This window comes from Pseudomonas sp. TE12234 (assembly GCF_054061835.1).
Window position 1 is genome coordinate 40,207 of sequence record NZ_JBSSEP010000015.1, and the last position, 26,027, is coordinate 66,233.

24 protein-coding genes are annotated in these 26,027 nt (G+C 61.9%); 15 read left to right on the forward strand and 9 right to left on the reverse strand.

What is annotated here, in order from left to right; genetic code table 11:
* Positions 1–102 precede the first annotated feature (102 nt).
* Positions 103–2,142, forward strand: a complete 2,040-nt coding sequence (locus ACVWYU_RS21430; protein WP_457373618.1) for an oxidoreductase — start codon at positions 103–105, stop codon at positions 2,140–2,142.
* Positions 2,143–2,186: 44 nt separating this feature from the next.
* Positions 2,187–3,113, forward strand: a complete 927-nt coding sequence (locus tag ACVWYU_RS21435) for a 1-aminocyclopropane-1-carboxylate deaminase/D-cysteine desulfhydrase (protein WP_457373619.1) — start codon at positions 2,187–2,189, stop codon at positions 3,111–3,113.
* A 55-nt stretch (positions 3,114–3,168) separates the two neighbouring features.
* Here the strand turns inward: ACVWYU_RS21435 and ACVWYU_RS21440 are convergent, their stop codons facing one another.
* The 3 genes from ACVWYU_RS21440 to ACVWYU_RS21450 all read right to left on the reverse strand — a co-directional run bounded on the left by ACVWYU_RS21440 (position 3,169) and on the right by ACVWYU_RS21450 (position 6,001).
* Positions 3,169–3,729 (reverse strand): cytochrome b, encoded by a 561-nt coding sequence (locus ACVWYU_RS21440; RefSeq protein ID WP_390956702.1) that lies wholly within the window; start codon positions 3,727–3,729, stop codon positions 3,169–3,171.
* Between the two features lie 181 nt (positions 3,730–3,910).
* Positions 3,911–4,738 carry a phosphonoacetaldehyde hydrolase gene (phnX, locus tag ACVWYU_RS21445; RefSeq protein WP_090323600.1) on the reverse strand — a complete coding sequence of 276 codons (828 nt, stop codon included), beginning with the start codon at positions 4,736–4,738 and terminating at the stop codon, positions 3,911–3,913.
* A gap of 153 nt (positions 4,739–4,891) precedes the next feature.
* A complete protein-coding gene (locus ACVWYU_RS21450) occupies positions 4,892–6,001 on the reverse strand; it encodes a 2-aminoethylphosphonate--pyruvate transaminase (protein ID WP_457373620.1) in 1,110 nt (369 codons plus the stop codon).
* Between the two features lie 109 nt (positions 6,002–6,110).
* Here ACVWYU_RS21450 and ACVWYU_RS21455 point away from each other — a divergent pair, with 109 nt between their 5' ends.
* Positions 6,111–6,971, forward strand: coding sequence for a LysR substrate-binding domain-containing protein (locus tag ACVWYU_RS21455; protein WP_457373621.1), 861 nt, complete (start codon positions 6,111–6,113; stop codon positions 6,969–6,971).
* 16 nt (positions 6,972–6,987) lie between these two features.
* Here the strand turns inward: ACVWYU_RS21455 and ACVWYU_RS21460 are convergent, their stop codons facing one another.
* Complete coding sequence (locus ACVWYU_RS21460) at positions 6,988–7,860, reverse strand: LysR family transcriptional regulator (RefSeq protein ID WP_390956699.1); 873 nt, start codon at positions 7,858–7,860, stop codon at positions 6,988–6,990.
* Between the two features lie 266 nt (positions 7,861–8,126).
* On the opposite strand from ACVWYU_RS21460, the gene ACVWYU_RS21465 reads away from it, so the two are divergent.
* Together ACVWYU_RS21465 and ACVWYU_RS21470 are read left to right on the forward strand one after the other, a co-directional pair.
* Complete coding sequence (locus ACVWYU_RS21465) at positions 8,127–9,452, forward strand: MFS transporter (protein ID WP_457373622.1); 1,326 nt, start codon at positions 8,127–8,129, stop codon at positions 9,450–9,452.
* 71 nt (positions 9,453–9,523) lie between these two features.
* Entirely contained in the window at positions 9,524–10,915 is a 1,392-nt protein-coding gene (locus ACVWYU_RS21470; RefSeq protein ID WP_247256217.1) for an FAD-dependent oxidoreductase, read from the forward strand.
* Positions 10,916–10,918: 3 nt separating this feature from the next.
* Here ACVWYU_RS21470 and ACVWYU_RS21475 read toward each other — a convergent pair whose 3' ends face one another.
* Positions 10,919–12,343 (reverse strand): type VI secretion system Vgr family protein, encoded by a 1,425-nt coding sequence (locus ACVWYU_RS21475; RefSeq protein WP_457373623.1) that lies wholly within the window; start codon positions 12,341–12,343, stop codon positions 10,919–10,921.
* A 217-nt stretch (positions 12,344–12,560) separates the two neighbouring features.
* Between ACVWYU_RS21475 and ACVWYU_RS21480 the strand changes: the two genes are divergently transcribed.
* Complete coding sequence (locus ACVWYU_RS21480; RefSeq protein WP_090323589.1) at positions 12,561–13,265, forward strand: YebC/PmpR family DNA-binding transcriptional regulator; 705 nt, start codon at positions 12,561–12,563, stop codon at positions 13,263–13,265.
* Between the two features lie 130 nt (positions 13,266–13,395).
* Here the strand turns inward: ACVWYU_RS21480 and ACVWYU_RS21485 are convergent, their stop codons facing one another.
* Together ACVWYU_RS21485 and zapE are read right to left on the reverse strand one after the other, a co-directional pair.
* Positions 13,396–14,706, reverse strand: a complete 1,311-nt coding sequence (locus tag ACVWYU_RS21485; RefSeq protein ID WP_457373624.1) for a leucine-rich repeat-containing protein kinase family protein — start codon at positions 14,704–14,706, stop codon at positions 13,396–13,398.
* 136 nt (positions 14,707–14,842) lie between these two features.
* The gene (zapE, locus tag ACVWYU_RS21490; protein ID WP_248915422.1) at positions 14,843–15,973 is read right to left on the reverse strand and encodes a cell division protein ZapE; all 1,131 of its coding nucleotides are present in this window, start codon (positions 15,971–15,973) and stop codon (positions 14,843–14,845) included.
* Positions 15,974–16,254: 281 nt separating this feature from the next.
* On the opposite strand from zapE, the gene ACVWYU_RS21495 reads away from it, so the two are divergent.
* The 7 genes from ACVWYU_RS21495 (at position 16,255) to ACVWYU_RS21525 (ending at position 22,809) form a co-directional block, all read left to right on the forward strand.
* The gene (locus ACVWYU_RS21495; RefSeq protein WP_457373625.1) at positions 16,255–16,782 is read left to right on the forward strand and encodes a Csu type fimbrial protein; all 528 of its coding nucleotides are present in this window, start codon (positions 16,255–16,257) and stop codon (positions 16,780–16,782) included.
* Positions 16,783–16,888: 106 nt separating this feature from the next.
* Complete coding sequence (locus ACVWYU_RS21500; RefSeq protein WP_247256212.1) at positions 16,889–17,422, forward strand: Csu type fimbrial protein; 534 nt, start codon at positions 16,889–16,891, stop codon at positions 17,420–17,422.
* A gap of 20 nt (positions 17,423–17,442) precedes the next feature.
* Positions 17,443–17,979: a Csu type fimbrial protein gene (locus ACVWYU_RS21505; RefSeq protein WP_390956691.1), complete on the forward strand. Its 537-nt coding sequence runs from the start codon at positions 17,443–17,445 to the stop codon at positions 17,977–17,979.
* Between the two features lie 4 nt (positions 17,980–17,983).
* Positions 17,984–18,484, forward strand: coding sequence for a Csu type fimbrial protein (locus ACVWYU_RS21510; protein WP_457373626.1), 501 nt, complete (start codon positions 17,984–17,986; stop codon positions 18,482–18,484).
* A 43-nt stretch (positions 18,485–18,527) separates the two neighbouring features.
* Complete coding sequence (locus ACVWYU_RS21515; protein ID WP_457373627.1) at positions 18,528–19,316, forward strand: fimbrial biogenesis chaperone; 789 nt, start codon at positions 18,528–18,530, stop codon at positions 19,314–19,316.
* A gap of 167 nt (positions 19,317–19,483) precedes the next feature.
* Positions 19,484–21,841, forward strand: a complete 2,358-nt coding sequence (locus ACVWYU_RS21520; RefSeq protein WP_457373628.1) for a fimbria/pilus outer membrane usher protein — start codon at positions 19,484–19,486, stop codon at positions 21,839–21,841.
* Between the two features lie 5 nt (positions 21,842–21,846).
* Positions 21,847–22,809, forward strand: a complete 963-nt coding sequence (locus tag ACVWYU_RS21525) for a Csu type fimbrial protein (RefSeq protein ID WP_457373658.1) — start codon at positions 21,847–21,849, stop codon at positions 22,807–22,809.
* 140 nt (positions 22,810–22,949) lie between these two features.
* Here the strand turns inward: ACVWYU_RS21525 and ACVWYU_RS21530 are convergent, their stop codons facing one another.
* Both ACVWYU_RS21530 and ACVWYU_RS21535 read right to left on the reverse strand, forming a co-directional pair.
* Entirely contained in the window at positions 22,950–23,702 is a 753-nt protein-coding gene (locus tag ACVWYU_RS21530; protein ID WP_247256206.1) for an anti-sigma factor family protein, read from the reverse strand.
* Positions 23,699–24,205, reverse strand: coding sequence for an RNA polymerase sigma factor (locus ACVWYU_RS21535; protein WP_247256205.1), 507 nt, complete (start codon positions 24,203–24,205; stop codon positions 23,699–23,701). Before ACVWYU_RS21535 ends, ACVWYU_RS21530 begins: the two co-directional genes overlap by 4 nt.
* Positions 24,206–24,369: 164 nt before the next feature.
* Here ACVWYU_RS21535 and ACVWYU_RS21540 point away from each other — a divergent pair, with 164 nt between their 5' ends.
* Entirely contained in the window at positions 24,370–25,455 is a 1,086-nt protein-coding gene (locus ACVWYU_RS21540) for a catalase family peroxidase (RefSeq protein WP_457373629.1), read from the forward strand.
* A complete protein-coding gene (locus ACVWYU_RS21545) occupies positions 25,452–25,997 on the forward strand; it encodes a cytochrome b (protein ID WP_247256204.1) in 546 nt (181 codons plus the stop codon). Before ACVWYU_RS21540 ends, ACVWYU_RS21545 begins: the two co-directional genes overlap by 4 nt.
* Positions 25,998–26,027 lie beyond the last annotated feature (30 nt).

A 26,027-nucleotide genomic window follows, 5' to 3' on the forward strand; every position in this document is an offset into this window, starting at 1 on the left:
GTCATTGAGCGCCAACCCTACGGCTCTTAGTCTGTCGAACATGACTGACGGGGGCCACAGAGCTCCTGCATTTTTCCGTGATCGCTCGTTGTGGAGTTACCGATGACCGCCGCTCATTACCCGCACCTGTTGGCCCCGCTGGACCTGGGTTTTACCACGTTGCGCAACCGCACCCTGATGGGCTCGATGCACACCGGTCTTGAGGAAAAGCCCGGTGGTTTCGAGCGCATGGCGGCGTACTTCGCCGAACGTGCCCGTGGTGGCGTCGGTCTGATGGTCACCGGTGGCATCGGTCCGAACGACGAGGGCGGGGTGTATTCCGGTGCGGCCAAGCTGACCACCGAAGAAGAAGCGCTCAAGCACCGGATCGTGACGCGTGCGGTGCACGAGGCGGGTGGCAAGATCTGCATGCAGATCCTTCACGCCGGCCGTTATGCCTACAGCCCCAAACAGGTCGCGCCGAGCGCCATTCAGGCGCCGATCAACCCGTTCAAGCCCAAAGAGCTCGACGAGGAAGGCATCGAGAAGCAGATCCGCGATTTCGTCACCTGTTCGACCCTGGCGCAACAGGCCGAATACGACGGCGTTGAAATCATGGGCTCCGAAGGTTATTTCATTAACCAGTTCCTCGCTGCCCACACCAACCACCGTACAGACCGCTGGGGCGGCAGCTACGAAAACCGCATGCGCTTGCCAGTGGAGATCGTCCGTCGGGTGCGTGAAGCGGTTGGGCCCAACTTCATCATCATTTTCCGCCTGTCGATGCTCGACCTGGTGGAAGGTGGCAGCAGCTGGGAAGAAATCGTGCAGTTGGCCAAGGCCATCGAGCAGGCCGGTGCGACCATCATCAACACCGGTATCGGCTGGCACGAAGCGCGGATCCCGACCATTGCCACCAAGGTCCCGCGTGCGGCGTTCAGCAAGGTCACGGCCAAGCTGCGTGGTTCGGTGAACATTCCGCTGATTACCACCAACCGCATCAACACCCCGGAAGTCGCCGAGCAGATCCTGGCCGAAGGTGATGCCGACATGGTCTCGATGGCGCGGCCGTTCCTCGCCGACCCGGATTTCGTCAACAAGGCGGCTGAAGGTCGCGCCGACGAGATCAACACCTGTATCGGTTGCAACCAGGCGTGCCTGGATCACACCTTCGGCGGCAAATTGACCAGTTGCCTGGTCAACCCGCGTGCCTGCCACGAAACAGAACTCAACTATGTGCCGGTCAAGCAGATCAAGAAAATCGCCGTGGTCGGTGCCGGTCCTGCGGGTTTGTCCGCCGCGACGGTAGCGGCCGAGCGTGGCCATCAAGTGACGCTGTTCGATTCGGCCAGCGAAATCGGCGGCCAGTTCAACGTTGCCAAGCGCGTGCCGGGCAAGGAAGAGTTCTACGAGACCCTGCGTTACTTCAACCGCAAGTTGCAAACCACCAACGTTGAGCTGTGCCTGAACACCCGCGTGGATGTGGCAAGACTGGTCGAGGGCGGTTACGACGAAATCATCCTGGCGACCGGCATTGCGCCAAGAACCCCGGCGATTCCAGGCGTCGAGAACGCCAAGGTCCTGAGTTACCTGGACGTGCTCCTTGAGCGCAAGCCAGTGGGCAAGCGTGTCGCGGTGATTGGCGCCGGGGGCATCGGTTTCGATGTGTCGGAATTCCTCGTTCACCAGGGTGTGTCCACCAGCCAGAACCGCGATGAATTCTGGAAAGAGTGGGGCATTGACACGCACCTGGAAGCGCGTGGCGGTGTCGCTGGCATCAAGGCCGCACCCCATGCACCGGCCCGTGAAGTGTTTCTGCTGCAACGCAAGAAATCCAAGGTCGGCGACGGCCTGGGCAAAACCACCGGCTGGATTCACCGCACCGGTCTGAAAAACAAACAGGTGCAGATGCTCAACAGTGTCGAATACCTGAAGATCGACGACCAAGGCCTGCATATCCGCATCGGCGAAACCGGCGAGCCGCAAGTGCTGCCGGTGGACAATATCGTGATCTGCGCCGGGCAGGACCCGCTGCGCGAGTTGCAGGAAGGCCTGGTGGCGGCGGGGCAGAACGTGCACTTGATTGGCGGTGCGGACGTCGCGGCGGAGCTGGATGCCAAGCGGGCGATCAATCAGGGTTCGCGGTTGGCCGCTGAGTTGTAATCGCAGCTGCTAAGATGCCGGCTCTTAACCCTGGGCCGGCATCAATGCTTTCTCCTCCTGCAAACTGGCTACCCCAAGCCCCCCTCGAACCGCTGCAACTCGACTGGCTCGGCGCAGCCAGAATCGAAGTCGCCATCCTGCGTCTGGATCAGATCGACCCGCTGATCAGCGGCAACAAATGGTTCAAGCTCATCGAACACCTCAATGCCGCCGACCGAGCGGGTTCCGAGGGCATCATCAGCCTCGGCGGCGCGCACTCCAATCACCTCCACGCACTGGCCGCCGCCGGCAAACGCCTGGGTTTTGCCACGGTCGGCCTGCTGCGCGGACATCCTCAGCAAACGCCCACCGTGAAAGACTTGCAGGCGTTCGGCATGCAGTTGTACTGGCTCGGTTACGGTGGCTATCGCGCGCGGCATGAAGCGGGTTTCTGGCAGCCGTGGCAATCCCGATACCCGACATTGCATCCCGTTCCTGAGGGTGGCGGTGGTTTGCCCGGCGCGCGGGGCTGCATGCAGTTGAGGGCGCAGGTCTCTGCGCAACTGGCCAATATCGGCTGGAGCGGCTACGACGGCTGGTGGCTGGCCTGCGGAACGGGCACGACCCTGGCCGGCCTGGTGCTGGCCGAAGCGGGGGCTCATCCGGTTTACGGTGCGCTGGCGGTGCCCGACGATCACGGCGTGGCGCAGCAGGTCGAGAGGATCGTTGAAGAAGCGGGTGAAACCAGAGCGCTCTATGAACTGTTCGACGCCAGTCGTGGCGGGTTTGCCCGTGTCGATCCGCTGTTGTTTGAATTCATCGAAAAGACCGAGAACGCCAGCGGCATTCCTCTGGAACCGCTGTACACGGGTAAGGCGTTGCTGGCGCTCAAGCAGCAGGTTGAAGCGGGCAGGTTTGCGCCCGGGACGCGACTGATCTTTATCCACACCGGCGGCTTGCAGGGCCTGCGAGGCTTCGGTTCACAACATTGAAGGGCATTGAAACAAGTGTGGGAGCAAGCTTGCTCCCACATTCAGGCGTTGGGTCTCAGGAATCGCGGCTCACCCGTTTGGGCATCATCCGCAGCAAGGTGTTATCGCCGACCACATAGTGGTGATAAAGCCCGGCCACCGCATGCAGGCCAATCAGCCAATAGCCGATGGTGGCACCGAGTTCATGCCAGCCCTGAATCTGTTTGGCCAGTGCCTTGTCTTCGCCGACCAGCATGGGCAGGTCGATGCCGTAGAACATCACTTGATTGCCTTTGGCACTGGTGACCAGCCAGCCGAGCATCGGCATGGCGATCATGAAGATGTACAGCGCCCAGTGCATCAGTCTGGCCATTACCGTCTGCCACCGAGGGGAGGCCGGGAAGATTTGCGGCGCCGGGCCCAGGCTGCGAGCAAACAAACGCAACCAGACGAGAACGAACACGGTCAGGCCGAGCATGTAGTGCAATTCCACGATCAGCGTCCGACCGCCACTGCCCTTGGGGAAAATACCGCGAAATTCAATGCTGGCGTAAACCAGTGCCAGCAGGACCAGCATCAACCAATGCAACGCGATCGATACAGTGCTGTAGCGCGATTCGGAGTTTTTCCACGGCATTCAGTGTTCCTCACAGGTCTGGTCAAGCCACCGTTCTTGATTGGCGGTGTGCATTAACTGTAATCCTGTTTCAGCGGATTTGCCTGTGGCGATCAGTCGCTGGATGCCCTGGTTCAGGTAATTGACAGTAAAAAGCGCCAGTTCCGTTCAGGCACTGGCGCTGTTTGTGCAGGCGTGGCAATCAGTGGGTTTGAGGCATCTCACCGTTGGCCAGACGCTTGTTGATGTCAGCGATCACGGCCGGCAGGTCAGTGATGGTGTCGATCATGTAATGCGGGCGCGAGCCTTCGAACAGCGCGTGGATACGCTTGCGTTCGCTGTCCAGTTCGTCGCTGGGCAAGGCGCGATAACCTTCGTAGTCCAGGCCCAGGGCGTTGCCCGAACAAATGAGCGCGACGGTCCACATGCCGGCGCGACGACCTTCGAGAATACCCGGCACCGTGTCGTCGATCTTCACGCAGGCGGCAACGTCATCGATGCCCAGGGCAATCACGTTGGCCAGTGCCTGTGCCGGCCATGGGCGGCCGTTCGGTACTTCGTCGGTGGCGACCACGTGATCGGCCACGTAACCGTTGGTGGCGGCCAGTTCGACCACCTTGTCCATGACCTGTTTCGGGTAGCCGGAGCACGAGCCGATCTTGATCCCTTGCTGGCGCAGGTTGGCGATGGTGTCCAGAGCGCCCGGGATCAGTGCCGAATGCTCGGCGATTTTCTCGATCTGCAGCGGCATGAAGCGTTCGTAGATGGCGGTCACATCGTCGTCGGTGGGTGTGCGGCCAAACACGTTGCGGTAGCGCTCGGCGACTTCCGGCTGATTGCACAACGTGCGGATGTGGTCCCACTTGCCCATGCCCATCGGGCCACGGGCTTCGTCGATGGACACCTGGACGTCGAACTCGGCGAAGGCTTCGACAAAGATCTGCGTCGGCGCAAAAGAACCGAAATCGACCACAGTGCCGGCCCAGTCGAGGATGGCGGCCTGGAGTTTGTTTGGGTTGGTGTAGTTCATGGTGATCAAGTCCTGTGGCAACTGGCTAATAGGGGCGATGCGGTTACTGTGGGAGCGAGCCTGCTCGCGATGAGGCCCTGTCAGTCGACTTCATAGTGAATGGCAGATCCCTATCGCGAGCAGGCTCGCTCCCACCTGGGAATGTGGTGTGACTTAGATCTCTAACACTTCCATCTCACGCAGCACGTCGCCAATCGCCGCCACCGCTTCGCGCATCTGCGCCGGGGTGACGTGACCGATGCAGCCGACGCGGAAGGTTTCGACCTGGGTCAGTTTGCCGGGGTAGAGGATGTAACCCTTGGCCTTGACGCGTTCGTAGAATTCCTTGAACTGGTAGCGTGGATCTTTCGGTGCGTGGAACGTGGTGATGATCGGCGCCTGGATAGCGGCGGGCAGGAAGCTGCGCAGGCCCAATTTGCCCATTTCTTCCATCAGTGCCTGGCAGTTGGCGGCGTAGCGCTGATGCCGGGCCGGCAGGCCGCCTTCTTCGTTGTATTGCAGCAGGGCTTCGTGCAGCGCGGCGACCACGTGGGTCGGTGGGGTGAAGCGCCATTGGCCGGTCTTGGCCATGTAGGTGTGCTGGTCATGCAGATCCATCGCCAGCGAGTGCGAGTTGCCGGCAGCGTTGGCCAGGGCTTCCTTGCGGGCGAAAACGAACCCCATCCCCGGCACGCCTTCCAGGCATTTGCCCGAAGCGGCGATCAGCGCGTCGAACGGAATCTGTTGCGCATCGACCGGCAGTGCGCCAAAGGAGCTCATGGCGTCGATGATCAGGCGTTTGCCGTGCTGCGCAATGACCTGGGCGATTTCCGGCAGCGGGTTGAGGATACCGGTGCTGGTTTCGCAGTGAATCAGTGCAACGTGGGTAATGCTGTCATCGGCTCGCAGCAGGCGGTCGACGTCGGCGGCGGTGGTGGGTTCGTCCTCGGCGGTTTCGAAGGTGCTGAACGGGCGGCCGAGCACTTCGCAGATTTTCGCCAGGCGTTTGCCGTAAGCACCGTTGATCAGCACCAGCACTTTGCCGTCGCGTGGTACCAGCGTGCCGATGGCCGCTTCGACCGCGAAGGTGCCGCTGCCTTGCAGGGGCACGCAGTGATGGCTGGCGCTGCCGTTGATGATTGCCAGCAGTTGTTCGCAGAGGCTGGCGGTCAGTTGGTTGAAGCGGTCATCCCATGAACCCCAATCGACCATCATCGCCTGACGGGTGCGTGCCGAAGTGGTCAGTGGGCCAGGGGTGAGCAGGATGGGGGCGGCAGTACTCATTCTCGTGTCCTCGCAATCGATGGGATGAAGCTACGGGGCTTAAATTGCAATTTGCCGTGCTATCAATCAAATTGTTTGTTGTTATGCCAGCCATCAGTGAGGGTTATTCATGAATCTGTTCCAGCTGCGGGCCTTTGACGCCGTGGCCCGTGAAGGCAGCTTTACCCGGGCCGCCGCACGGCTGTTCATCAGCCAACCGGCGGTCACCGGGCACATCAAGGCGCTGGAGGAGCACTACCAGATCAGCCTGTTACGCCGCACCGCGCGACGGGTGGAACTGACGGAAGAGGGCACCAAACTGGCGGCGATCACCCGGGCCATGTTCGGCCTGGCCGAAGAAGCGCAGGCGATGCTGGAGGCCAACCGGCAATTGCTGACCGGGCGCCTGGAAGTCGCGGCGGACGGCCCGCACATGGTCATGCCGATGCTCGCGAGCCTGCGGGCGCGTTATCCGGGCATCACGGTCAACCTGCGCCTGGGCAATGCCCAGGAAACCCTGGCGGCACTGTTGTCCGAGCATGCCGACGTGGCGGTGCTGACCGAGGTCGAGCCGCGCAAGGGCCTGCATCTGCAAGCCCTGAGCGAGTCGCGGATTTGCGCACTGGTGCCCGAAGGCCATCCGTGGGCGCAGCGGTCCAAAGGCGTGCTGCTCAAGGAACTGGATCAGGTGATCATGGTGTTGCGTGAGCCGAGTTCGATTACCCGACGCACCTTTGATCAGGCGTGTGCCCAGGCGAACGTCAACCCAAGGGTATTGCTGGAGCTGGACAGTCGCGAAGCGGTGACTGAGGCGGTGGCCGCCGAGCTGGGCGTGGGCGTGGTGTCTTCGGTAGAGGTGAGCCACGACCCCCGGGTGGCGGCGGTGCCGATCATCGGCGAGGGGTTGGTGAACCGGCACATGATGGGCTGTATGGAGCGGCGTCGGGATTTGCGTTTGATCCAGGCGTTTTTCGAGTTGGCGCCTGTCTGATGCATGACCTGTGGTTTCAGGTGAGACTCTCGCGCACCGTTTCCAGAAACGTCGCCACCACCCGCCGCGAACTCTGCTCGCGCAGGCACACCAGCGTCTCGGTCAACCGCCGTTTGCAATCGGTGATCGGCAATGCACACACCCGCGAATCCGCGCCGAATTCCGCTGCCGATACCACGCCGACACCAATCCCCACGACCACCGCCTCTCGCGCCGCCTCCCGACCTTCGACCTGAATCGCCGGGCGGATGCGGAACCCGGCGCCCGCCATTTCTTCTTCCAGGGTCTGGCGGGTGACCGAGCCGATTTCCCGCAGCACCAGCGGCGTATCGTCCAGGTCCGCCAGGCAGATGGACTCACGGTCGGCCCACGGGTGATTGCGCGACACGAACGCCACCATCGGGTCGTTTCGCAGCGGCACGGAGATCAGTCTTTCATCATCGACATCGCGGCCGAGCAGGGCCAGATCGGCCTGGTAGTTGAACAGCCGGAACAGCGATTCATCGGTGTTGCCGGTTTCGATCTTCACGCTGATACCGGGGTAGCGCTCACAAAAACGGGCGATTTGCGGCAGCACATGCACCGGTGCATCCACCGCCAGAACCAGGCTGCCCGTCTGCAAGGCCTGGGAATCCTGCAGCAGTTCCTGGGCTTCGGCCTCGATGACAAAAAGCCGCTGGGTGACGCTCAACAGGCGCTCGCCCAGATCGGTCAGGCGCACCGAGCGCTTGTTGCGGTGGAACAGCAAAACACCGTAGCGCTCTTCGAGTTTGCGCACCTGGTCGGAAATCGCCGGTTGCGTGAGAAACAGCCGTTCGGCGGCTTTGGTAAAGCTTCCGTGAACGGCGACGGCGTGGAAAGCTTTGAGCTGGGCGTGGGATACCGACATGGAAACTCCAGTAACAAGCTGAACCTATATTTGAAATACGATAATTCGATTTCACTTATTAATCAGTAATTGTTTTGATCAGCTTCAGCGCCGCCGATTGTCAGTCGAACAGTCGCGGTGGCCATGAGCCTGTGCGTGCAGTTGCAGGACTCATCTGACCGAAATCACCCCAGGGACCGAGTGATTTCGTGGTGCTTAAAAAATAAAAAGACAGGCGTTTTCTTCCAATTCTGCCGGCACACTCACACCCTGAGGTCAGAACCAACATGAACAAGCCCATCGGTACCCTCCAGCGTTGGCGCATGCAGATCTTCGCGATCACCTGGCTCGCTTACGCCGCTTTCTACTTCACCCGCAAGGCATTCTCCGTGGCAAAACTGGGGATTGGCGAAGACCCGACGTTCATGCTCGACAAGATGGCCATGGCCAACCTCGATGCGATCTACCTGACCGCTTACGCCATCGGCCAGTTCACCTGGGGCATCCTGGCCGATCGCTTCGGCCCGCGGGTCGTGGTGCTTGGTGGCTTGCTGATTTCGGCGGCGGCCGCGCTGGTGATGGGCAGCTTCGCCACGTTGCCGATCTTCGCCACCTGCATGCTGATTCAAGGCCTGGCGCAGTCCACCGGTTGGTCGGGGCTGTGCAAGAACCTCGGCAGTTTCTATCCCGCCGAGCAGCGCGGGCGGGTACTGGGCCTGTGGAGTTCCTGCTACGCCTTTGGCGGTCTGGTGGCATCACCCTTCGCCGGTTGGTGGGCCTATACGCTGATCGGCACCTGGCATGCCGCGTTCATTTCCAGTGCGGCGGTGGTTGGGCTGGTCGCTGTGCTGTTTTTTATTTTTCAACGCAACAAACCCGAAGATGTCGGCTTGCCGGCTGTGGAGCCTGAGCCCGAGCTGACCGCTGAAGAGGCGCACGCGCAAAGCAGGATCAGCGTCCTGGCGCCATTGAAAGAGATCCTGCGCAATCGCACGGTGCTGGTGCTCGGTCTCGCGTACTTCATGCTGAAGCCGGCGCGTTACGCGATTCTGCTCTGGGGCCCGGTGATCGTTTTCGAACAGATGCCTTCGGTGGGCAAAGTCGGCGCGGCGATCATTCCGACTGCGTTTGAACTGGCCGGGTTGCTCGGGCCGATCATGATCGGCCTGGCCTCCGACAAAGTGTTCGGCGCCCGGCGTATGCCCGCCTGTGTGCTCAGCCTGCTGGCACTGACCGTGTCGCTGGCGTTGTTCATGGGGGCCCTGCACACCGGCAGTGTGCTGTTGGTGGTGGTGCTGCTGTTCGTCATGGGCCTGACGCTTTATGGACCGGATTCGATGATCAGCGGTGCGGCCGCCATCGACTTCGGCACCGCCAAGGCCGGCGCCACCGCTGCCGGTTTCGTCAACGGTTGCGGCTCGGTCGGGGCGGTTCTCGGCGGGTTGCTGCCTGGTTATTTCGACACCGTCACCGTGTTCGTAGTCTTCGCCGGCTGCGCGATGTTCTCCGCACTGGTATTGATCCCGCATTGGAACAGCCGCCCCGGTGGCCTGGGAACTCACTATCCCCTCGTGCCGAACGGGCCGATAAGCGTCAAACCCCTGCGTACCTGAACCCTGTCTGTCGCCGCCTGCTGCATTTGCGGCAGGCCGGCGTGTGGACAACCGAATGGAGAGTGACCCCCATGAGACCCTTTTGGCTGGAGCAGGCCTTGAAGGCCGATACGTCCGAGACCTGTCCGGCATTGCAGGGCGACGTCCGCGCCGACGTCTGCATCGTCGGTGGCGGCTACACCGGTTTATGGACCGCGATCATGCTCAAGGAGCAGAACCCCGGCCTGGAGGTGGTGCTGATTGAAGCCGATATCTGTGGCGCCGGCGCCAGTGGCCGCAACGGTGGTTGCGCACTGTCATGGTCGGCCAAGTATTTCACCCTTGAACGCCTGTTCGGTGTTGAGGAGGCGGTGCGGCTGGTCAAGGAATCCGAGCGCAGCATCCACGCGATCGGGGCGTTCTGTGAACAGTACGCGGTGGACGCCGACTATCGCCTCGATGGCACCCTCTACACCGCGACCAACCGTGCCCAGGTCGGCTCGACCGACGCGGTGATCGCGGCGCTGGAGCGCCATGGCATCAACTCCTTCAGCCAGCGGCCGGTGGCGGATGTGCAACGCATGGCCGGATCCGTCAAACACCTGGAGGGCTGGTTTTCGCCGGCTGCTGCCAGCGTGCAGCCGGGCAAACTGGTGCGCGGTTTGCGTCGGGTGGCCTTGCAGCTTGGCGTGCGGATTCATGAAAACACCGCCATGATCGGCCTGGAGGAAGGCAAGCCGGCGGTCATTCAAACCGCCAATGGCAGCGTTCGCGCCGATCGTGTGGTGCTGGCAATGAATGCCTGGATGGCGCGGGCATTCCCGCAGTTCGAGCGCAGCGTGGCGATCGTCTCCAGCGACATGCTGATCACCGAACCGCGACCCGAACTGCTCAACGAAATCGGTTTGACCAGCGGAGTCTCGGTGCTCGATTCGCGGATTTTCGTGCACTACTACCACAACACTCCGGACGGCCGGATCATGCTCGGCAAGGGCGGCAACACGTTCGCCTACGGCGGGCGCATGTTGCCGGTGTTCGATCAGCCATCGCCTTATGCCGGACTGCTGCGCAGCAGTCTGACGGACTTCTTCCCGGCGTTTGCCGACGTCAAGGTCGACGCGACCTGGAACGGCCCCTCGGATCGCTCGGTCACGGGGCTGCCGTTCTTCGGGCAGATGAGTGCCAACGGCAATGTGTTCTACGGTTTTGGCTACTCGGGCAGCGGGGTAGGGCCGTGCCACATGGGCGGGCAGATTCTGGCCTCGCTGGTCCAGGGCCTGGACAACCCCTGGACGCGCTCGCCGCTGGTCAACGGACCGCTGGGCTTTTTCCCGCCAGAGCCGATCCGTTACCTCGGTTCGCTGATGGTGCGCAATGCCATTCGGCGCAAGGAACACGCCGAGGACCACGGGCGGCGGCCTCGGCATCTGGACGTGCGCCTGGCCAAATTCGCGGCGGCGGCCGGCAAGGCTGACAAGGGGTGAGGCTCAGAACTCGGCGTCGGTGGGATCGATCAACCAGTCGAGCAGCAGACGGCTATCGCCTTGTGGCTCACCGCGCCTTGCGGGTCGAGGCCTGGAGCGCTGCCCCGTGCTGGCGCAGAACACCGGACGGTCGGGATCGCTGTCGAGGAAATTGACCCACCCGTCGCTGCCGGCCATGGGTAGACCGCAAGGGTCGATGCGGGTGTCGGTCACCGCGACGGGCAGCCAGAGACCGGCGCCCTCTGCAGTCTCATGGTCCATGGCCGGCCACAAACTCACCTGTATGCGACCTTGCTCATCCAGCGCCGCTCGCTGCCCGGCCCGGCCCCGCACCCGCGCAGGCTGATAGCCGGGGATGCGCGGCCTGGGTTGTTCAAGTGCCGGACGAAACACCGTTGACCAGGGTATCGCGCTGAACTGATTGCGGTAACGCCGGGGCGTGTCCGGGGTGTCCTGCTGCAGAATCGAACCCTGTTCGCCCTGATGCCGGGCCTGCGTTACCAACCATTGATCGTTGAAACCCGGAAGTGGGTGCTCAGCCACCTGCACGATGCAGCCACTGCGAAGTTCGCTGTGATTACTTTGGCCGTGAATCTGCATATGCCGGCATCGCAAGCGCTCCAGATGCCGGCGAACGAGTTGATCTCGGTGGCGCTGCTCGGGATCGGGACGGGGCATCGGTGGCGCGGACGGGGTAAAGGCATGATTGGCCGCACCGTCGTCGGTGTCCGTTGCGCCGCGGTGTCGGGCATCCAGCCTTGGCGCGCAGGGCCGTGAATCGTGCCGCTGGAACAATTCGCTGATCAGCGGTTGGCTGCTGGCGGTGGACGCCTCATTCAGGAAGGGCATCAGCAGCGGTGCCTGGGGAAAACTCAGGCTGTCGTCGGCAAACACCAGTACATGCCCGTCACGGCGATGTTCGAAGTGATAGTGAATGCCTTCTTCCTCGCACAGCCGTTGCAGCAGGGCCAGATCGGTTTCTTCGTATTGAATGCAAAAAGGCCGGTGCGGATAGTGGCTGTTTGACAGTTCGAAGCGAAAGGTATCATCGGGCAGATGATGTTCCTCCAGCAGTTGTCGAAGGATCATGGGTACGCTGAGCTGCGTAAAGATGCGCCGGCAACGATGCCGGTCCAGCGCCTGCAGCGCGGGCCCCAATACCAGTTTGTAGATGACCCGCTGCGGACCGCGATGTTCGCGACGGACACTGTGCAGTACGCCGTGAATGCCCTGATCGTGCCCCAGGCTCAGGAACGCCGCTTGATGGAGGAGCTGTTCCAGCGGCATGGCGGGCGCCAGGCCGATCACTTCAATCTCGAATGCATAGGGTTGGTTGAGGGCTTCTCGGCCACTGAACTGCACGACCTGCAGGCTCAAATCGTCGTCCAGCAGTGTCAGGGTGAAGGGACTTTCCTTGTCGTTATGCATCGAACGCGCTTCTGCCATGGAATACGGGAGCAGAGGGTACGAAACCACAGCCCTTAATGGACATCGCAAACAGGAGTTTCAGAATTGCCCTACAACTGCCGGTGAATATGTCGATTCGAGGTCAGAATTTTTGGTCGATTGCCAACTTTAGGCCGGGTAAACTTGCGCAATGCGTCGGCCAATAGATGTCTCGGCGCCATAGACAAGAGAGTGAGTAATGGGCGCACAGTGGAAGGTTAAACACAAAGAAGCGGCAGCCAATGCCAAGGGCAAGATCTTCGGCAAACTGGTGAAAGAAATCACCATTGCTGCGCGTAACGGCGCTGATGTTGCCACCAACGCACACCTGCGCCTGGTGGTTGAACAGGCCAAGAAAGCTTCGATGCCCAAGGAAACACTGGATCGCGCCATCAAGAAGGGCGCGGGCCTGTTGGGCGAGACCGTGCAATACCATCGCGTGACCTATGAAGGGTTCGCACCGCATCAGGTGCCGTTGATCGTTGAATGCGTGACGGACAACATCAACCGTACCGTCGCTGAAATCCGCGTTGCGTTCCGCAAGGGCCAATTGGGCGCTTCCGGTTCCGTGGCCTGGGACTTCAACCACGTCGGCATGATCGAAGCCTCGCCGGACACCCCGGACGCCGATCCGGAAATGGCCGCCATCGAAGCGGGTGCTCAGGATTTCGAGCCGGGCGAAGATGGCGCGACCCTGTTTCTGACCGAGCCTGCGGATCTGGATGCCGTGCAAAAAGCCCTGCCGGGACAAGGCTTCACCGTACTGTCGGCCAAGCTGGGCTACCAGCCGAAGAACCCGGTCAGCGGCCTGAGCGATGAGCAGATGGCTGAAGTCGAAGCTTTCCTCGAAGGCCTCGATAACCATGATGACGTGCAGGACATGTTTGTCGGACTGGCGGGTTAAGTTGTTTTTCCAGTAACACCGCTATCGCGGGCAAGCCCGCTCCCACAGTCATTGTATCGTTCGCAAAAAATGCGTACGCCGCTGAACACCGTGGGAGCGGGCTTGCCCGCAATTGACTGCGCAGCGGTCATCAATCGTTCAGTACTTGAATGACCTCGTCAAACCCCGGTCGCGCCAGGACGTCAGGCTGACAGCAGCGCTGCTGCAAATCCTCCAGTCGCCGGCGCTCCCCGTCGCTCAATCCCGAGTCGATCCGCTCCAGCAATTCCCCCAGCAGAACCCCGAACGCTCGGACTTCGATGCGTTGCAGTGCGCGGCTTTCCAGGGTGTCCTGCGTGGCATGGAAAGACGCGGCGCCAAAGTCTCCCAACAGGCAATCACCCTGTTCGTTCCACAGAATATTGTGGCCGTAGAGGTCGCCATGGGTGATGCCCTGGCGGTGCAAATGCTCGGCAACCGAAGCGATACCACGGGCAATGCGCAGGGCGACATCGGCGGTGAAGCGGGTGTCTTCGGCGTAGACGTCGCGGCTGCAGGTCGCCAGGCTCGGCAACGCGGCAAGGTTGCGGTAGCTCGGTTCGATCAGTTGCATCACCAGCCCGGCGGTTTCCTGCGGGTGATCGACTACCCGGCCTTCGACCCGGATCAGGTTGGGGTGAATGCCAGCGGTGATACAGGCGTTCATTTCGTGTAACGGCGAGCCATCGCTGGTCATTTCGCCCTTGTAGAGTTTGACCGCGACTTGCGTGTCCGCATGGCCCGGGCGTGCCCATGCCGCCCGGTGAATCAACCCCGAAGCACCTTCGCCCAGGAGCTGCTCCAGGCTCAGCTGGGACCAGGGGATGCTCGGCGTGGCTGCCAGGGCGGCCGCATCGGCTTCGGTTTCCAGTGGGTTACCGGCGTACGCCAGCCAGGTCAGGCTCGGCAGCGCAAGCAGCCATTCGGGCAATTGGCTGATCTGGTTGGCGGCGATGCGGATCAGCTCCAGCCGATGGCAATTGCGCAGGCTCTGCGGCAAAGATTGCAGCCGATTACCAGCCAGCATCAGTTTTTGCAGGTAGGGGCGTTCGCCCAGTTCCGTCGGCAGTTCACCGATGCAGTTGTCGGTCAGGATCAGCCAGCGCAGGAGCGGCGGCAACGCAGCGCCTGGCACGTGCTCGATGCGGTTGGCCTTGAAGGCGATCATGGTCAGCGCCGCGCATTGACCCACGCATGCCGGCAGTTCGGTAAACAGATTGTCCGAGCAGAACAACACGCGCAGACGGGTCAGGCGGTGCAAGTCATCCGGGAGGCTGCTCATGGCATTGCCACTGAGGTTGAGCACCTCCAGGGAGTCCGCCAGGTCGAAGATCTCCCGCGGAAATTCTGTCAGGCCGCAGCTGAGATCCAGACGGGTAATGCCTGCCAGCGTGCCGGCGCGCAATTGTTCAAGGGTATGCATGAACGGGGTTCGCCATCGATTGAATGAATGGGCGGCATGATAACGGGAATAAGCTGTTGCCGGTCAGGCCGCTTTCGCGATCAAGTCCGCAGTCGATCGAGATGTTTAATCGAGTGCGGACGAAATGTGGGAGCGATCAGGCCGACTCCCGAACCTCCACCAATTGCCCCAGGCGACTGCGGGTGCGGGCCAGATCGATGGCGTCGCCGTCCAGGCTTTCGCGCAATGAACGCTGGCCCAGCAGCACCAGATGCTTGTCCTGGTCATACAAAACGTCCACCAGATTGATGAAGCGCTGTTGGGCGGCGATTGAACAGTCGGCCAGGTTGGGCAGTTCGTCGATGATCCAGTAGTCGAAGCGCCGACACAGCTCCAGGTAATCCATGACCGCCGTGGGCTGCTCACACAGATCCGCGAAGGTAAAACCGATGGTGCGGCCTTCGCAGTAACGGGCGGGCAGGTGGCGAGTGCCGACCGGCAGCGCAATGCCCGGCGCACCGGCGGATGGCAGGTTTGATGCCTGCCGCTGCGACGCGCTTCCCGGCCAGACGTATTGCCCCTGGGTAAAGAGTTGTTGCGCGTGAGTTCTGGCCTGGCTGCGGTAGTCGTGTGGGCCGCCGACCTCCATCACCTGCATGCGCGCGTTGATCAGGTCGATCACCGGTTTGAAGCGCGCGTGGTACAGCGGATTGGGCAACAGGCCTTCCGGCGGGTAATTGGAGGTGACCAGCAGCAGGATGCCTCGACGGAACAGGGCCTTGAACAGTCGCGTGATCAGCATCGCATCGCCGATGTCATGGACATGGAATTCGTCGAAACACAGCACCCGGCAATCGCGCAGCAAATCGTCCAGGGTGGTCGCCAACGCGTCCGGTTGATCGCGATGGTTGAACATCCCCTGATGCAGCCGGGCAAAAAACTCGTGGAAGTGCAGGCGCTGTTTTTGCGCCAGGGGAATGGCCTGGAAAAAACCGTCGAGTAGCCAGCTTTTGCCGCGACCCACGGCGCCATGCAGGTAAAGACCGGGCAGGGTTTTCGTCGCACTGCCCAGCAGCGTCGTGGCGTGCTGCGCCATGCAGTCGATCACCCGCTGTTGACTGTGACTGAGGGTGTAGCCCTGCGCGTGAGCCTTGTGGCGAAAGTAATCGTGGATGACCCGGCCTGTTGCGACCCCATGGGCGGGTGCAGCGGAGGCTTTGCCGAACAGCCGGCGCAGCAACGGCCAGCGCGGTGCAAGACGCGAACGGTTGGGCGGTCGAACGGCCACTGTGATGTCACCCCATGATCTTCAGGCCGCCCGACGCGGCGGCGCCATAGTGTACCCAGAGGGGAGAATTCGCTTCCAGTTGTGTCGATGGAATGCGGGCGTTTATTGGACAGAATAATGCGGCATGTACAACTTATTACCCGTTGCTGTGGTGGCGAGCGTCGAGCATGGCCCTACAAAGTCGCTTCTTATGGAGGTATCCCGATTCGCTGTGTGACTGGCGATTTCCCGGTGCGTTGCTACCCTGATTTTTCAGGACACCCCTCAAAAGGAACGGGGCCGTGAATGGACGTGCAGTGGTGGCAGTCTTGAGCTTGGGACTCAGTGCGACGGTGACGGCCGCCGAACTTCAGGTAGAGGTTCGGGTCGACGTCCAGCGCGGCTGTCAATTGGTCGGGCAGTCACGCAGCGTGGGAATCGAACAACTGGGCGTGCTGGACTTCGGCAGCACGGCGCGGCTGGATGAGCCTGCCGGGCCGCTGGGCGCGGCACTGATGAACGAGCGCTTGCCACGGCTCGAATGCAATCCCGATACCCCTTATCAATTACGCGTCGATGGCGGCCTGCATGGCGGCGTCGGGGATGTGCGTTACATGGCGGGCAGCGCCGAACACAGCAAACCCATTCCCTATCGACTCTATCAGGACCCGGCGCGGCGAATTCCACTGGCGGTGGATGTGCCCATGAGTGGTCGCGTGCCGTCGAGCGGAACGGTGGATTTGCCGTTGTATGCGCGCATCGAACCCTTGGCCGAGATACCTTGGGTCAGCCATTACTCGGACCTGGTGAAGGTGACGGTCACTTGGTAAGCGCATTTTTTACAGTACGCAACCTGGCGGAGCCACGGTTGGACAAGGAAGGGGCGTTCGTGGATGAACGCACGTTTTTTGGGTCCTGAGGAATGGGATTGGCGTGATGAGCAGCAGATTCTGGACAGTGATCCCCTTCGCCGCACTGGCATTGCCGCCCCAGGGTGCACAAGCAGCCGTCAGCGGGCAGATCTACGCGCGACTGACGATTTCCGCCGGTTGCGAAGTGACCAACGGCGCCAGCCCCGGCAGCCCGATCAGCGATTTCGGCACCCTCGATTTCGGCCAGCAAGGACCGACCTGGAGCGGCCCGATCAAGGCCAACCTCAGTAAAGAGGGCAGCGGCAAGCTCAACGTTGCCTGCAACCCATCGGTCACCGGGTTCACGGTCACCATCGATGGCGGTACCCATGGCGACGGCACCACCCGCCGCCTGAGCAACGGCACCTGGAGCATTCCTTATCAGTTGTTCCTCGATGCTTCCGGCAACCAGAGCTACAGCATCGGCCAACAACACAATTTCGCCGTCACCAGCGGGGCGCAGGTACCGATTCCGGTATTCGGCTCGGTGGTGGCCAATACCCGCGCGCTACCGGCCGGTGTCTATACCGACACCCTGACAGTGACGCTCGACTGGTAAACCTGTAGAGGACGGACACCATGCACATGCTTGTATCAAGGATAGGTTTGTCATTGCTCGGCCTGGCCCTGGCGTCCGGCGCCCAGGCGGCCACCACTGTCACTGGCCAAATCACCTCCAGCCTGATCCTGACCAGCAGTTGTCAGGTGAACGGGAGCGGCGGTTCCACAGGACTGAACTTCGGCGCACTGAATTTCGGCACCACCGACAGCCTGTTCACCTCTGCCACCGGGCAGGTGTTGGGCGGTGGCGGCGGGGCGTTGTCGATTCTCTGCTCCAGTGGCACCACCCCATCGGTCAAGGTGCGGGCCGGCGCTCACGATGGACAATCGCCAGGCGGTAGCCGGGCGCTATACGACGGTGTCGCCAACTATGTGCCGTACGATTTGTACACCGATGCCGGGCACTCGCAGCTGCTGGCCATCGACGGCGTGATCAATCTTTCCGCGAGTACCGGCGTGGCACAGACCGTGAACATCTACGGCCAGGCGGTGGGCAAGGCCGGGCTGCCGGCGGGCACTTACACCGACACCATTGCCGTCGAACTGACGTTCTAGTGCGATGAAGCGCCACGGCTGTGCGGCGCTGCTCCTGTTCTGTGCCGGTAGCGTGCCAACGCCCTTGGCGGCGGTGACCAGCCAGAGCTTCCAGGTCAGTGCCACGGTGACGGCGGGTTGCCTGGTGGTAGGCGGGGGTTCCAGTTACGGCAGCCTGAGTTTCGGCAGTCGCTCGGCCCTGGCCACCGGCACGGTACAGGTGGCGCTCACCGGGGGCGTGCAATTGCAGTGCACGCCGGGCGTCACCCTGAACATGACGGTGGATGGCGGGCAATACAACAGCGGAGGGCGACATCTGCAACTGACAACCGGCAGCAACCAGATCGCGTACCAACTGTTTCGCGACGCGGCATTCAGCCAGAGCCTGGGGATCGGCCAGAGCGTGGCCGTGGCGTACAGCGATGCGAACAACATCAGCCTGCCGATTTACGGTCAGGTGCAGTTACCGGGCAATCAACCCGGGGGGACATACAGCGATGTGCTGCAGGTGCAGCTGTCGTGGTAACGGGGTGATTGGATCAGGCCTGAGGGTCTTAAGGAGTTGGCATATGTATTCACCTTCGCGGCGGCCTTGGGTCGTGCGTCACGCGTTGTGGGCACTGCTTTGGCTGGGGGCGGCCAAGGTGCAGGCGGCCAGTTCGGTGCTGATCTGGCCGATCGATCCGGTGCTGGAGGCCGATCAACAGGCCAGTGCCCTGTGGCTGGAGAATCGCGGCAACGAAACCGCCAATCTGCAGATCCGCGTGTTTGCCTGGAGCCAGAGCGGCTTCAACGATCAATATCAGAACCAGCGCGACGTGATCGGCAGCCCGCCGGTGGCGAAAATCGAGCCCGGCCAGAAGCAATTGGTGCGCCTGACGCGCACCCGGGAAATTCCCCCAGGGCAGGAACTGGCTTACCGCATCATCATCGATGAAATTCCCTCGGCCAAACCGCCCGCCGCAGAAGACGGCAAGACGGAGGCGGCAATTCGTTTCCAGATGCGCTACTCGGTGCCGCTGTTTGCCTACGGCGCGGGTCTGTGGAGCAAGGAAGACACCACCCGCCAGCGTGATCTCAAAGGCGTGGGCCTGCCGGACCTGAGCTGGCGCACGGTGGCGGTGGACGGACGTCCCTATGTCGAAGTACGCAACCAGGGCGCGGTGCATGCACGGCTGACAGACGTGGCGTTGAAGCAGGGCGGCCAGACCAAACCCCTTGTGGAAGGGTTGCTGGGCTACGTGTTGCCCGGCGCGATCATGCGCTGGCCAGCGCCCGGTGCAATGGCCGGGGATCCGGCGTTGCAAGTTCGGGTCAATGGCGCGCCGCAGGTTCAGAGTATTGCGCCGGCACGGTGAGTCCTGCCGTTTTTTTTGTGGCGAGGGCATTTGCTCACCCTGGCTGCGCAGCGGCCCAAGACCCTGCTGCAAGATTGGCCAGATCACTGCACTGAACGGATGACAGGTTTATGTGCAGGCAGGTGAAGTAACGGAGGACGGCGTCCATTGACGGACAATCAGTAGTCATGAGCCAGGGTTGGGCTCGCCATGTTCAGCGTCCGTTGTGGGCCATGGGCTGTGCGTGGTGCCTGGCGATCGTTCATCACGCAGAGGCCGGTGACCTGCCGCCTCCGCCCAGCGGCATGGAGGCGGTTGCCGATGCGCAGTTGTTCCTGGAACTGGTGGTCAATCAGATGAACACCGGACGAGTGGTGGCGGTCGAGCAGCGCAACGGGCAATTCTTCGTGCCGGCCAGCGCATTGCGTGACACCGGCATGAAACTGCCGGAAAACATCGGCGCCGAAGTCGCGCTCGACAGCTTGCCGGGCCTGCACAGCGAGTACGACAGCACCGGTCAGCGCTTGCTGCTCGATGTACCGCCAGACTGGCTGCCCGAACAGTTTGTCGGCCGTCGCGACGCCTATCCGCGCACCCCGGCCCTGAGCAGCTTCGGCGCCTTGCTCAACTATGACCTGTACCTCAACGACACCGATGATGCCGGCACTTATCTGGCGGCCTGGAACGAAGTGCGGCTGTTCGACCGTTGGGGCACGTTGTCCAATACCGGGCAATATCGCCGCACGATGTCGGGGGCTGCCACCAACGCGCTGAACAACGGCTATTTGCGTTACGACACCACCTGGCGTTACTCCGATGACGATCGGTTGCTGACCTACGAGGCTGGCGATCTGGTCAGCGGTGCATTGCCCTGGAGCAATTCGGTGCGCATGGGCGGGGTGCAGTTGTCGCGGGATTTCGCTGTGCGCCCGGACCTGGTGACCTACCCCTTGCCGCAATTCGCCGGGGAGGCTGCCGTGCCTTCATCGGTGGATCTGTTCATCAATGGCTACAAATCCAGCAGCGCCGAACTGCAACCCGGCCCCTACACGCTGACCAATATTCCCTTTATCAATGGCGCTGGCGAAGCGGTGGTGGTCACCACTGATGCCCTGGGACGGCAGGTCTCGACCACGGTGCCGTTCTACGTCACCAGCAGTCTCCTGCAAAAGGGCTTGAGCGACTTTTCCGTGGCAGCCGGCACCTTGCGCCAGGACTACGCGCTACGCGATTTCAGTTACGGCCGGGGTGCCAGTTCCGGCAGTCTGCGTTACGGCGTGACAGACAACTTCACCCTGGAAAGCCACGCCGAGGCCTCCGATGCCCTGACCCTGGGCGGCATTGGCGGCAATGTGCGGCTGGGCAATTTCGGGGTGCTCAACTCGGCCATCAGCCAAAGCCGTTTCGACGGTGAAACGGGCCAACAACTGAGTCTCGGCTATCAATACAGCAGCCAGCGCTACAGTTTCTCCTACCAACGGCTGCAACGCCGTGATCAGTACGCTGATCTGACATTGGTCGATAGCCCCTACACCACACTGAGCAAACGCAGCGAACAGGCGACCCTCAGCCTGAGCCTCGATTCCTGGGGCAGCCTGGGCGTCGGCTACTTCGACGTGCGCGCAGCGGACGATTCACGCACCCGTTTGCTCAACCTGACGTGGAGCAAACCGTTGTGGCGCAACAGCAGTTTCTATCTGTCGGCCAACCGCGAAATCGGCGATAGCCATTGGGCGGTGCAGGCGCAACTGGTGATCCCGTTCGACCTGCGCGGCAGCCTGGCGATCGGCAGTGAGCGCAGCAATAGCGGGCAAACCCGGCAACGGGTCAACTACAGCCGTGCCGTACCCACCGAAGGCGGGGTCGGTTTCAACCTTGGATACGCCACCGGTGACGGCCCGGACTATCGTCAGGCCGACCTGACTTGGCGCCTGCAATCGGTGCAATTGCAGGCTGGCGTTTATGGCTCCAGCGATGCCGAAACCCGCTGGGCCGACGCCAGCGGTTCGCTGGTGTGGATGGACCGCCAAGTGTTCGCCGCCAATCGCATCGATGATGCCTTTGTCGTGGTCAGCACCCATGGCTACGCCGATATCCCGGTGCGTTACGAAAACCAGTTGGTCGGCCAGACCGATCGCAACGGCCATTTATTGGTGCCCTGGAGTAGCGCCTATTACCGCGGCAAATACGAAATCGATCCCCTGAACCTGCCGGCCAACGTGCGCAGCCCCAACGTCGAACAGCGCATCGCGGTACGTCGGGGCAGCGGTTATCTGCTGGAGTTTCCGTTGAGCCGGGTCATCGCCGCGAGCATCGTCCTGGTGGATGGGCAGCAGCGGGAATTGCCCTTGGGCAGCGGTGTGGTGCACGAGCAAAGCGGAACGCAAACCGTGGTGGGCTGGGATGGCCTGGTGTACCTGGAAAACCTGCAACAGCAGAACAACCTGCGGGTGACGCTGGGCGACGGCAAGACCTGTCAGGTGCGGTTCACCGTCGACATGAACCAGGATCAGGTCCCGCTGATCGGGCCGTTGGTGTGTCAATGAAGGGCATGAAGGGGGTGCTGCTGCTGACGCTGTGTCTGCCGGGCTCGGCCTGGGCATTGTGCTCGGTGACCGGGACCACGCCAGTGGCTTTCGGCTCGGTGAGTTCGATTGCCGTGCGCACCACATCGCAATCCAGTTCCACCGTGAATGGCGGCTTGAGTTGCACCGGTTCACTGCTGTCATTGCTGACCACCAACGATCATTTCTGGGCCACCGTCACCTCAAGCCAAAGCGGCTTGCTCGGGCCGACCGGTGATGTCATCGGCTACACGATCTATGCCAACAACAGCACCAGCTACCCGCTGACCCGCGGCACCGCCTACGACTTTGCGCGCAACGGCATCATCGATGCACTCGGCCTGCTCGGCAGTGTGGTACCCAAGTCCGTGCCGCTTTACCTCGGCACGACCATCGGCAGCAACGTCGCCGCCGGGGTCTACACGGAAACCCTGAGCATCTTCTGGAACTGGAATTACTGCTCCGGCATCGGTGCTCTCGGAGTCTGTCTGGGGCGCGACATCAGCAGCGGCACCGCCACGTTGACGGTCAACCTGACCGTGGCCAACGACTGCACCATCACCGCGCCGAACATCAGTTTCGGCAGCGCCCCGGTGGTCAGTGCCTTCACGCCGGTCACCGGGCAGACCATCAACCTGGCCTGCACCAAGGGCAGCGCTTACACCGTGGGTTTGAGCGATGGGCAAAACCCTGTGAGTGTCGGCGGGCGTCGCCGGATGATTTCGGGCAGCAATTACCTGGCTTACGACATTTTCAAAAGCGCCGGCACCACACGCTGGGGCAGCGTCAGCAGTGCCCGCCGGGCCAGCTCCGATGCCGAGATCAACCCGGGCAACGGCCTGGGCACCGGCAGTCAGGTCTTCAACTACAACGCGAAGATCTATACCGACCAGGCCACACCGCCAGCAGGTACTTACCTGGACAATGTGATCCTCGACGTGGGGTTCTGAAGCCTTGCCTGAATTCGCGATTGTCCTCGAACCTCTGTAGGAGCGAGCCCGCTCGCGATGGACGTCAGCGATAACGCCTGCCATCGGGTTGTCTGATCGTTTTTCGCGAGCAGGCTCGCTCCCACAAAGGCGAAGGGTGTTCAGAACTGGTTGGTTTGCCTCAGCATCTGCGCCGCCGGCGTATCCGCCGGGCTGACCATTGCATAGTTGTAGCCGCCCCCCGACCAGTATTCGGCCTGCAAGCCGTCATCACGGCGACTGCCCCTCGGCAGCAGGAAGTTTTTCGGTCCCGGCGGGCGCACATAGAAGCTGATCTTGTGCCCGCCCTGATCTTCATAAACCACCATCGCGGCCGGCCCTTGCTCGGTACTGAGCAAACGCCCGCTGACCGGTTTGAACCCGGCGCCCGAGAGGTCGGGCAGGCGATTGGCCTGGGTGAAATACCTGTCGAGCCAACCTTGCATGTCGCCGTCGGTGCTGACCTTGTAGTCGGCCGGCAAGATGCCTTGCTGGGCAAACAGTCGATAGGCCTGCAAGGCATCGGTCATGGGCAGCGGGGGGCTGGCGAGCGTCATCTCCCGCGCCTGCCAGCCGCTGAGCCCACCGATGCTGACGGCGATCAGCAACATGGCGGCACTGGCCAGGTGGCGACGGGACTGGCGTTTCAGGCGTTGACGAATCATCACCGGATCGAGGTCCGGGTTGGCCGGTTGCTGCAAGACGCCGCTCAGGGCCGCGCGCAGTTGCTGGGCGTCTTTTTGCCAGGCGCGCACTTGCTCGGCTATCTGCGCATTGTTGGCGAGAAAGGTTTCCACCAGGCGTCGGTCGTCATCGCTGAGTTGGTGGTCGACATACGCGTGCAGATCACGCTCGCTGGGAGGCATGCTGATCATTTGAGTCTCCGCAGGGAAGGGCGGTTGATTTCACCATCGCTGAGTTGGCGCAAGGCCTGGCGGGCGCGGGACAGGCGGGACATCACCGTGCCGGTGGGGACGTCGAGAATCTCGGCGACCTCTTTGTAACTCAGGCCTTCCACCGAGACCCAAAGCAGCAGCGCGCGCTGTTCGGTGGGCAGTTGGTCGAAGGCGTTGAGGGTCGATTGGGCGATCACCGTGCGTTCTGCCGAGGGCTGTGCATCGTCACGCCCGGTGAAGAACTCGAGCATTCGCGCATAGCGTCGGGAGCGCCGGTGCGCGTCGAGGAACTGGCGATAGAGAATCGAAAACAGCCAGGCACGCAGGTCGCCGTCGGGCCGCCTGTCGCCCCAGGCCGACAGTGCCCGCTCCAGGCACGACTGCACCAGATCGTCGGCACTGCTGGGATTTCGCGTCAGCGATACGGCGAAGCGGCGCAGCCTGGGAATAATTTCCCGCAATTGTTCGTCGATCTCATTCATGAAGTTCTGACCAGTCACTACGCTGTGGTGAGTGTCCAGGAAGACGCACGGCAATCGAGGTTATTCCACGCCGGAAAAAATAAATACCGAACGATGGAATAAACCCTCAGGGGGTTCGTCTGTCTGGTTCTTCTCACTTGTGGCCGATGGCCCTGGAGACCTTCATGGTAGATCGATCAACACCGCCCACCCGGCCACCCCTGAGTACCGCGAGCCTGATGATGCGCCTGGCGGGCATTGCGGTAGTCGTCGCTGCCGCAGCCGGGACTTTTGCCTACGTCAACGGCACCCTTGACCCACAACGCTTGACGCCGAAAAAGCTGATCAACGTCCTGGAAACCAACAACGGCGTGCACCCCGGGTTCCGGCGCAATCACTCCAAAGGCGTGTGCGTGATCGGCCATTTCGAGAGCAGCGGCGAAGCGCGCAGTTACTCCTCGGCACAGGTGTTCAATGAAGCGCAGACCCCGGTGGTCGGGCGTTTCGCTTTGCCGGCGGGTAATCCTTATGCGCCGGACAGTGCCGTACCGATTCGCAGCCTGGCGTTGCGCTTCACCCAGGCCAACGGCCAGCAATGGCGCACCGGGATGAACAGCATGCCGGTGTTCCCGGTAGGCACCCCCGAGGCGTTCTATCAATTGCAACAAGCCCAATCGCCAGACCCGGCCACCGGCAAGCCGAACCCGGCAGCGGTGCCCGCGTTCTTCGGGTCGCACCCTGAAGCCGCACCTTTCCTGGCCTGGATCAAGACCGCCAAGCCGTCGGCCAGCTACGTGACGGAAACCTACAACAGCGTCAACGCGTTTTACCTGGTGAACGCCGCCGGACAACGGCAGGCGGTGCGCTGGAGCATGGTGCCAGTGGCCCAGGGCGCACCCGGTGCCACGACCCCGGAAGGCAGCGATTATCTGGAAAAAGACCTGGTTCAGCGCATCGCCGCAGGGCCTTTGCGCTGGCAGTTGAACATCACCCTGGCCAACCCTGGCGATCCGGTCAACGATGCGAGCAAGGCCTGGCCTGAGGGGCGCAAAGTGTTGAACGCCGGCACCCTGGTCCTTGAAAGCACCCAGCCGCAACTCAGTGGCGAGTGCCGTGACATCAACTACGACCCGTTGGTATTGCCGGCCGGGATCGAAGCTTCCGACGACCCGTTGCTCGCCGCACGTTCGGCCGGTTACGCCAATTCCTACCTGCGCCGCACCAGCGAAGTCAGCCAGTTACCCGCCGCTAAACAGGAGGTCAGGCAATGAGCGCCCAACCGAACCATTTCGCTCCCCTGGCGCGACTGCTGCATTGGCTGATGGCGCTGATGATCATCGCCATGTTGTTCATCGGCGCGGGCATGGTCGCGTCGGTGTCCGAACGCCATGAGTGGCTGATTCACCTGCACAAACCTTTGGGCGTCGCCATTCTGCTGCTGGTGATCGTGCGTCTGGCGGTGCGGTTTTCCACGCAACAGCCACCGCTACCGGCGGACCTGCCGGGTTGGCAAGCGCTGGCGGCCAAGGCCTCCCACGTGCTGCTTTACGCCTTGATGCTGATTTTGCCGCTGCTGGGGTGGGCGATGATTTCGGCTTCGGGCGAACCGGTGATGCTTAGCCACTCGCTGCAGTTGCCGTCGATTCTGCCGGCGAATGCGCAGGTGTTTGCTTTCCTGCGCAAGGCACATGGGTATCTGGCGTATCTGCTGTTCTTGACGGTGCTGCTGCATTTGGCGGCGGCGTTGTTTCACGCCTGGGTGCGTCGGGATGGTGTGCTGGACAGTATGTTGCGAGGGAAGGATCGCGGTTAGTCGTCACCTGAAAAAAGATCGCAGCCTGGG

Excerpts from the sequence above, each read along its gene's own strand:
- ACVWYU_RS21430 (WP_457373618.1), top strand. The coding sequence starts at position 103 with ATGACCGCCGCTCATTACCCGCACCTGTTGGCCCCGCTGGACCTGGGT.
- ACVWYU_RS21435 (WP_457373619.1), top strand. The coding sequence starts at position 2,187 with ATGCTTTCTCCTCCTGCAAACTGGCTACCCCAAGCCCCCCTCGAACCG.
- ACVWYU_RS21440 (WP_390956702.1), bottom strand. The coding sequence starts at position 3,729 with ATGCCGTGGAAAAACTCCGAATCGCGCTACAGCACTGTATCGATCGCG.
- phnX (WP_090323600.1), bottom strand. The coding sequence starts at position 4,738 with ATGAACTACACCAACCCAAACAAACTCCAGGCCGCCATCCTCGACTGG.
- ACVWYU_RS21450 (WP_457373620.1), bottom strand. The coding sequence starts at position 6,001 with ATGAGTACTGCCGCCCCCATCCTGCTCACCCCTGGCCCACTGACCACT.
- ACVWYU_RS21455 (WP_457373621.1), top strand. The coding sequence starts at position 6,111 with ATGAATCTGTTCCAGCTGCGGGCCTTTGACGCCGTGGCCCGTGAAGGC.
- ACVWYU_RS21460 (WP_390956699.1), bottom strand. The coding sequence starts at position 7,860 with ATGTCGGTATCCCACGCCCAGCTCAAAGCTTTCCACGCCGTCGCCGTT.
- ACVWYU_RS21465 (WP_457373622.1), top strand. The coding sequence starts at position 8,127 with ATGAACAAGCCCATCGGTACCCTCCAGCGTTGGCGCATGCAGATCTTC.
- ACVWYU_RS21470 (WP_247256217.1), top strand. The coding sequence starts at position 9,524 with ATGAGACCCTTTTGGCTGGAGCAGGCCTTGAAGGCCGATACGTCCGAG.
- ACVWYU_RS21475 (WP_457373623.1), bottom strand. The coding sequence starts at position 12,343 with ATGCATAACGACAAGGAAAGTCCCTTCACCCTGACACTGCTGGACGAC.
- ACVWYU_RS21480 (WP_090323589.1), top strand. The coding sequence starts at position 12,561 with ATGGGCGCACAGTGGAAGGTTAAACACAAAGAAGCGGCAGCCAATGCC.
- ACVWYU_RS21485 (WP_457373624.1), bottom strand. The coding sequence starts at position 14,706 with ATGCATACCCTTGAACAATTGCGCGCCGGCACGCTGGCAGGCATTACC.
- ACVWYU_RS21500 (WP_247256212.1), top strand. The coding sequence starts at position 16,889 with ATGAGCAGCAGATTCTGGACAGTGATCCCCTTCGCCGCACTGGCATTG.
- ACVWYU_RS21505 (WP_390956691.1), top strand. The coding sequence starts at position 17,443 with ATGCACATGCTTGTATCAAGGATAGGTTTGTCATTGCTCGGCCTGGCC.
- ACVWYU_RS21510 (WP_457373626.1), top strand. The coding sequence starts at position 17,984 with ATGAAGCGCCACGGCTGTGCGGCGCTGCTCCTGTTCTGTGCCGGTAGC.
- ACVWYU_RS21515 (WP_457373627.1), top strand. The coding sequence starts at position 18,528 with ATGTATTCACCTTCGCGGCGGCCTTGGGTCGTGCGTCACGCGTTGTGG.
- ACVWYU_RS21520 (WP_457373628.1), top strand. The coding sequence starts at position 19,484 with ATGAGCCAGGGTTGGGCTCGCCATGTTCAGCGTCCGTTGTGGGCCATG.
- ACVWYU_RS21525 (WP_457373658.1), top strand. The coding sequence starts at position 21,847 with ATGAAGGGGGTGCTGCTGCTGACGCTGTGTCTGCCGGGCTCGGCCTGG.
- ACVWYU_RS21530 (WP_247256206.1), bottom strand. The coding sequence starts at position 23,702 with ATGATCAGCATGCCTCCCAGCGAGCGTGATCTGCACGCGTATGTCGAC.
- ACVWYU_RS21535 (WP_247256205.1), bottom strand. The coding sequence starts at position 24,205 with ATGAATGAGATCGACGAACAATTGCGGGAAATTATTCCCAGGCTGCGC.
- ACVWYU_RS21540 (WP_457373629.1), top strand. The coding sequence starts at position 24,370 with ATGGTAGATCGATCAACACCGCCCACCCGGCCACCCCTGAGTACCGCG.
- ACVWYU_RS21545 (WP_247256204.1), top strand. The coding sequence starts at position 25,452 with ATGAGCGCCCAACCGAACCATTTCGCTCCCCTGGCGCGACTGCTGCAT.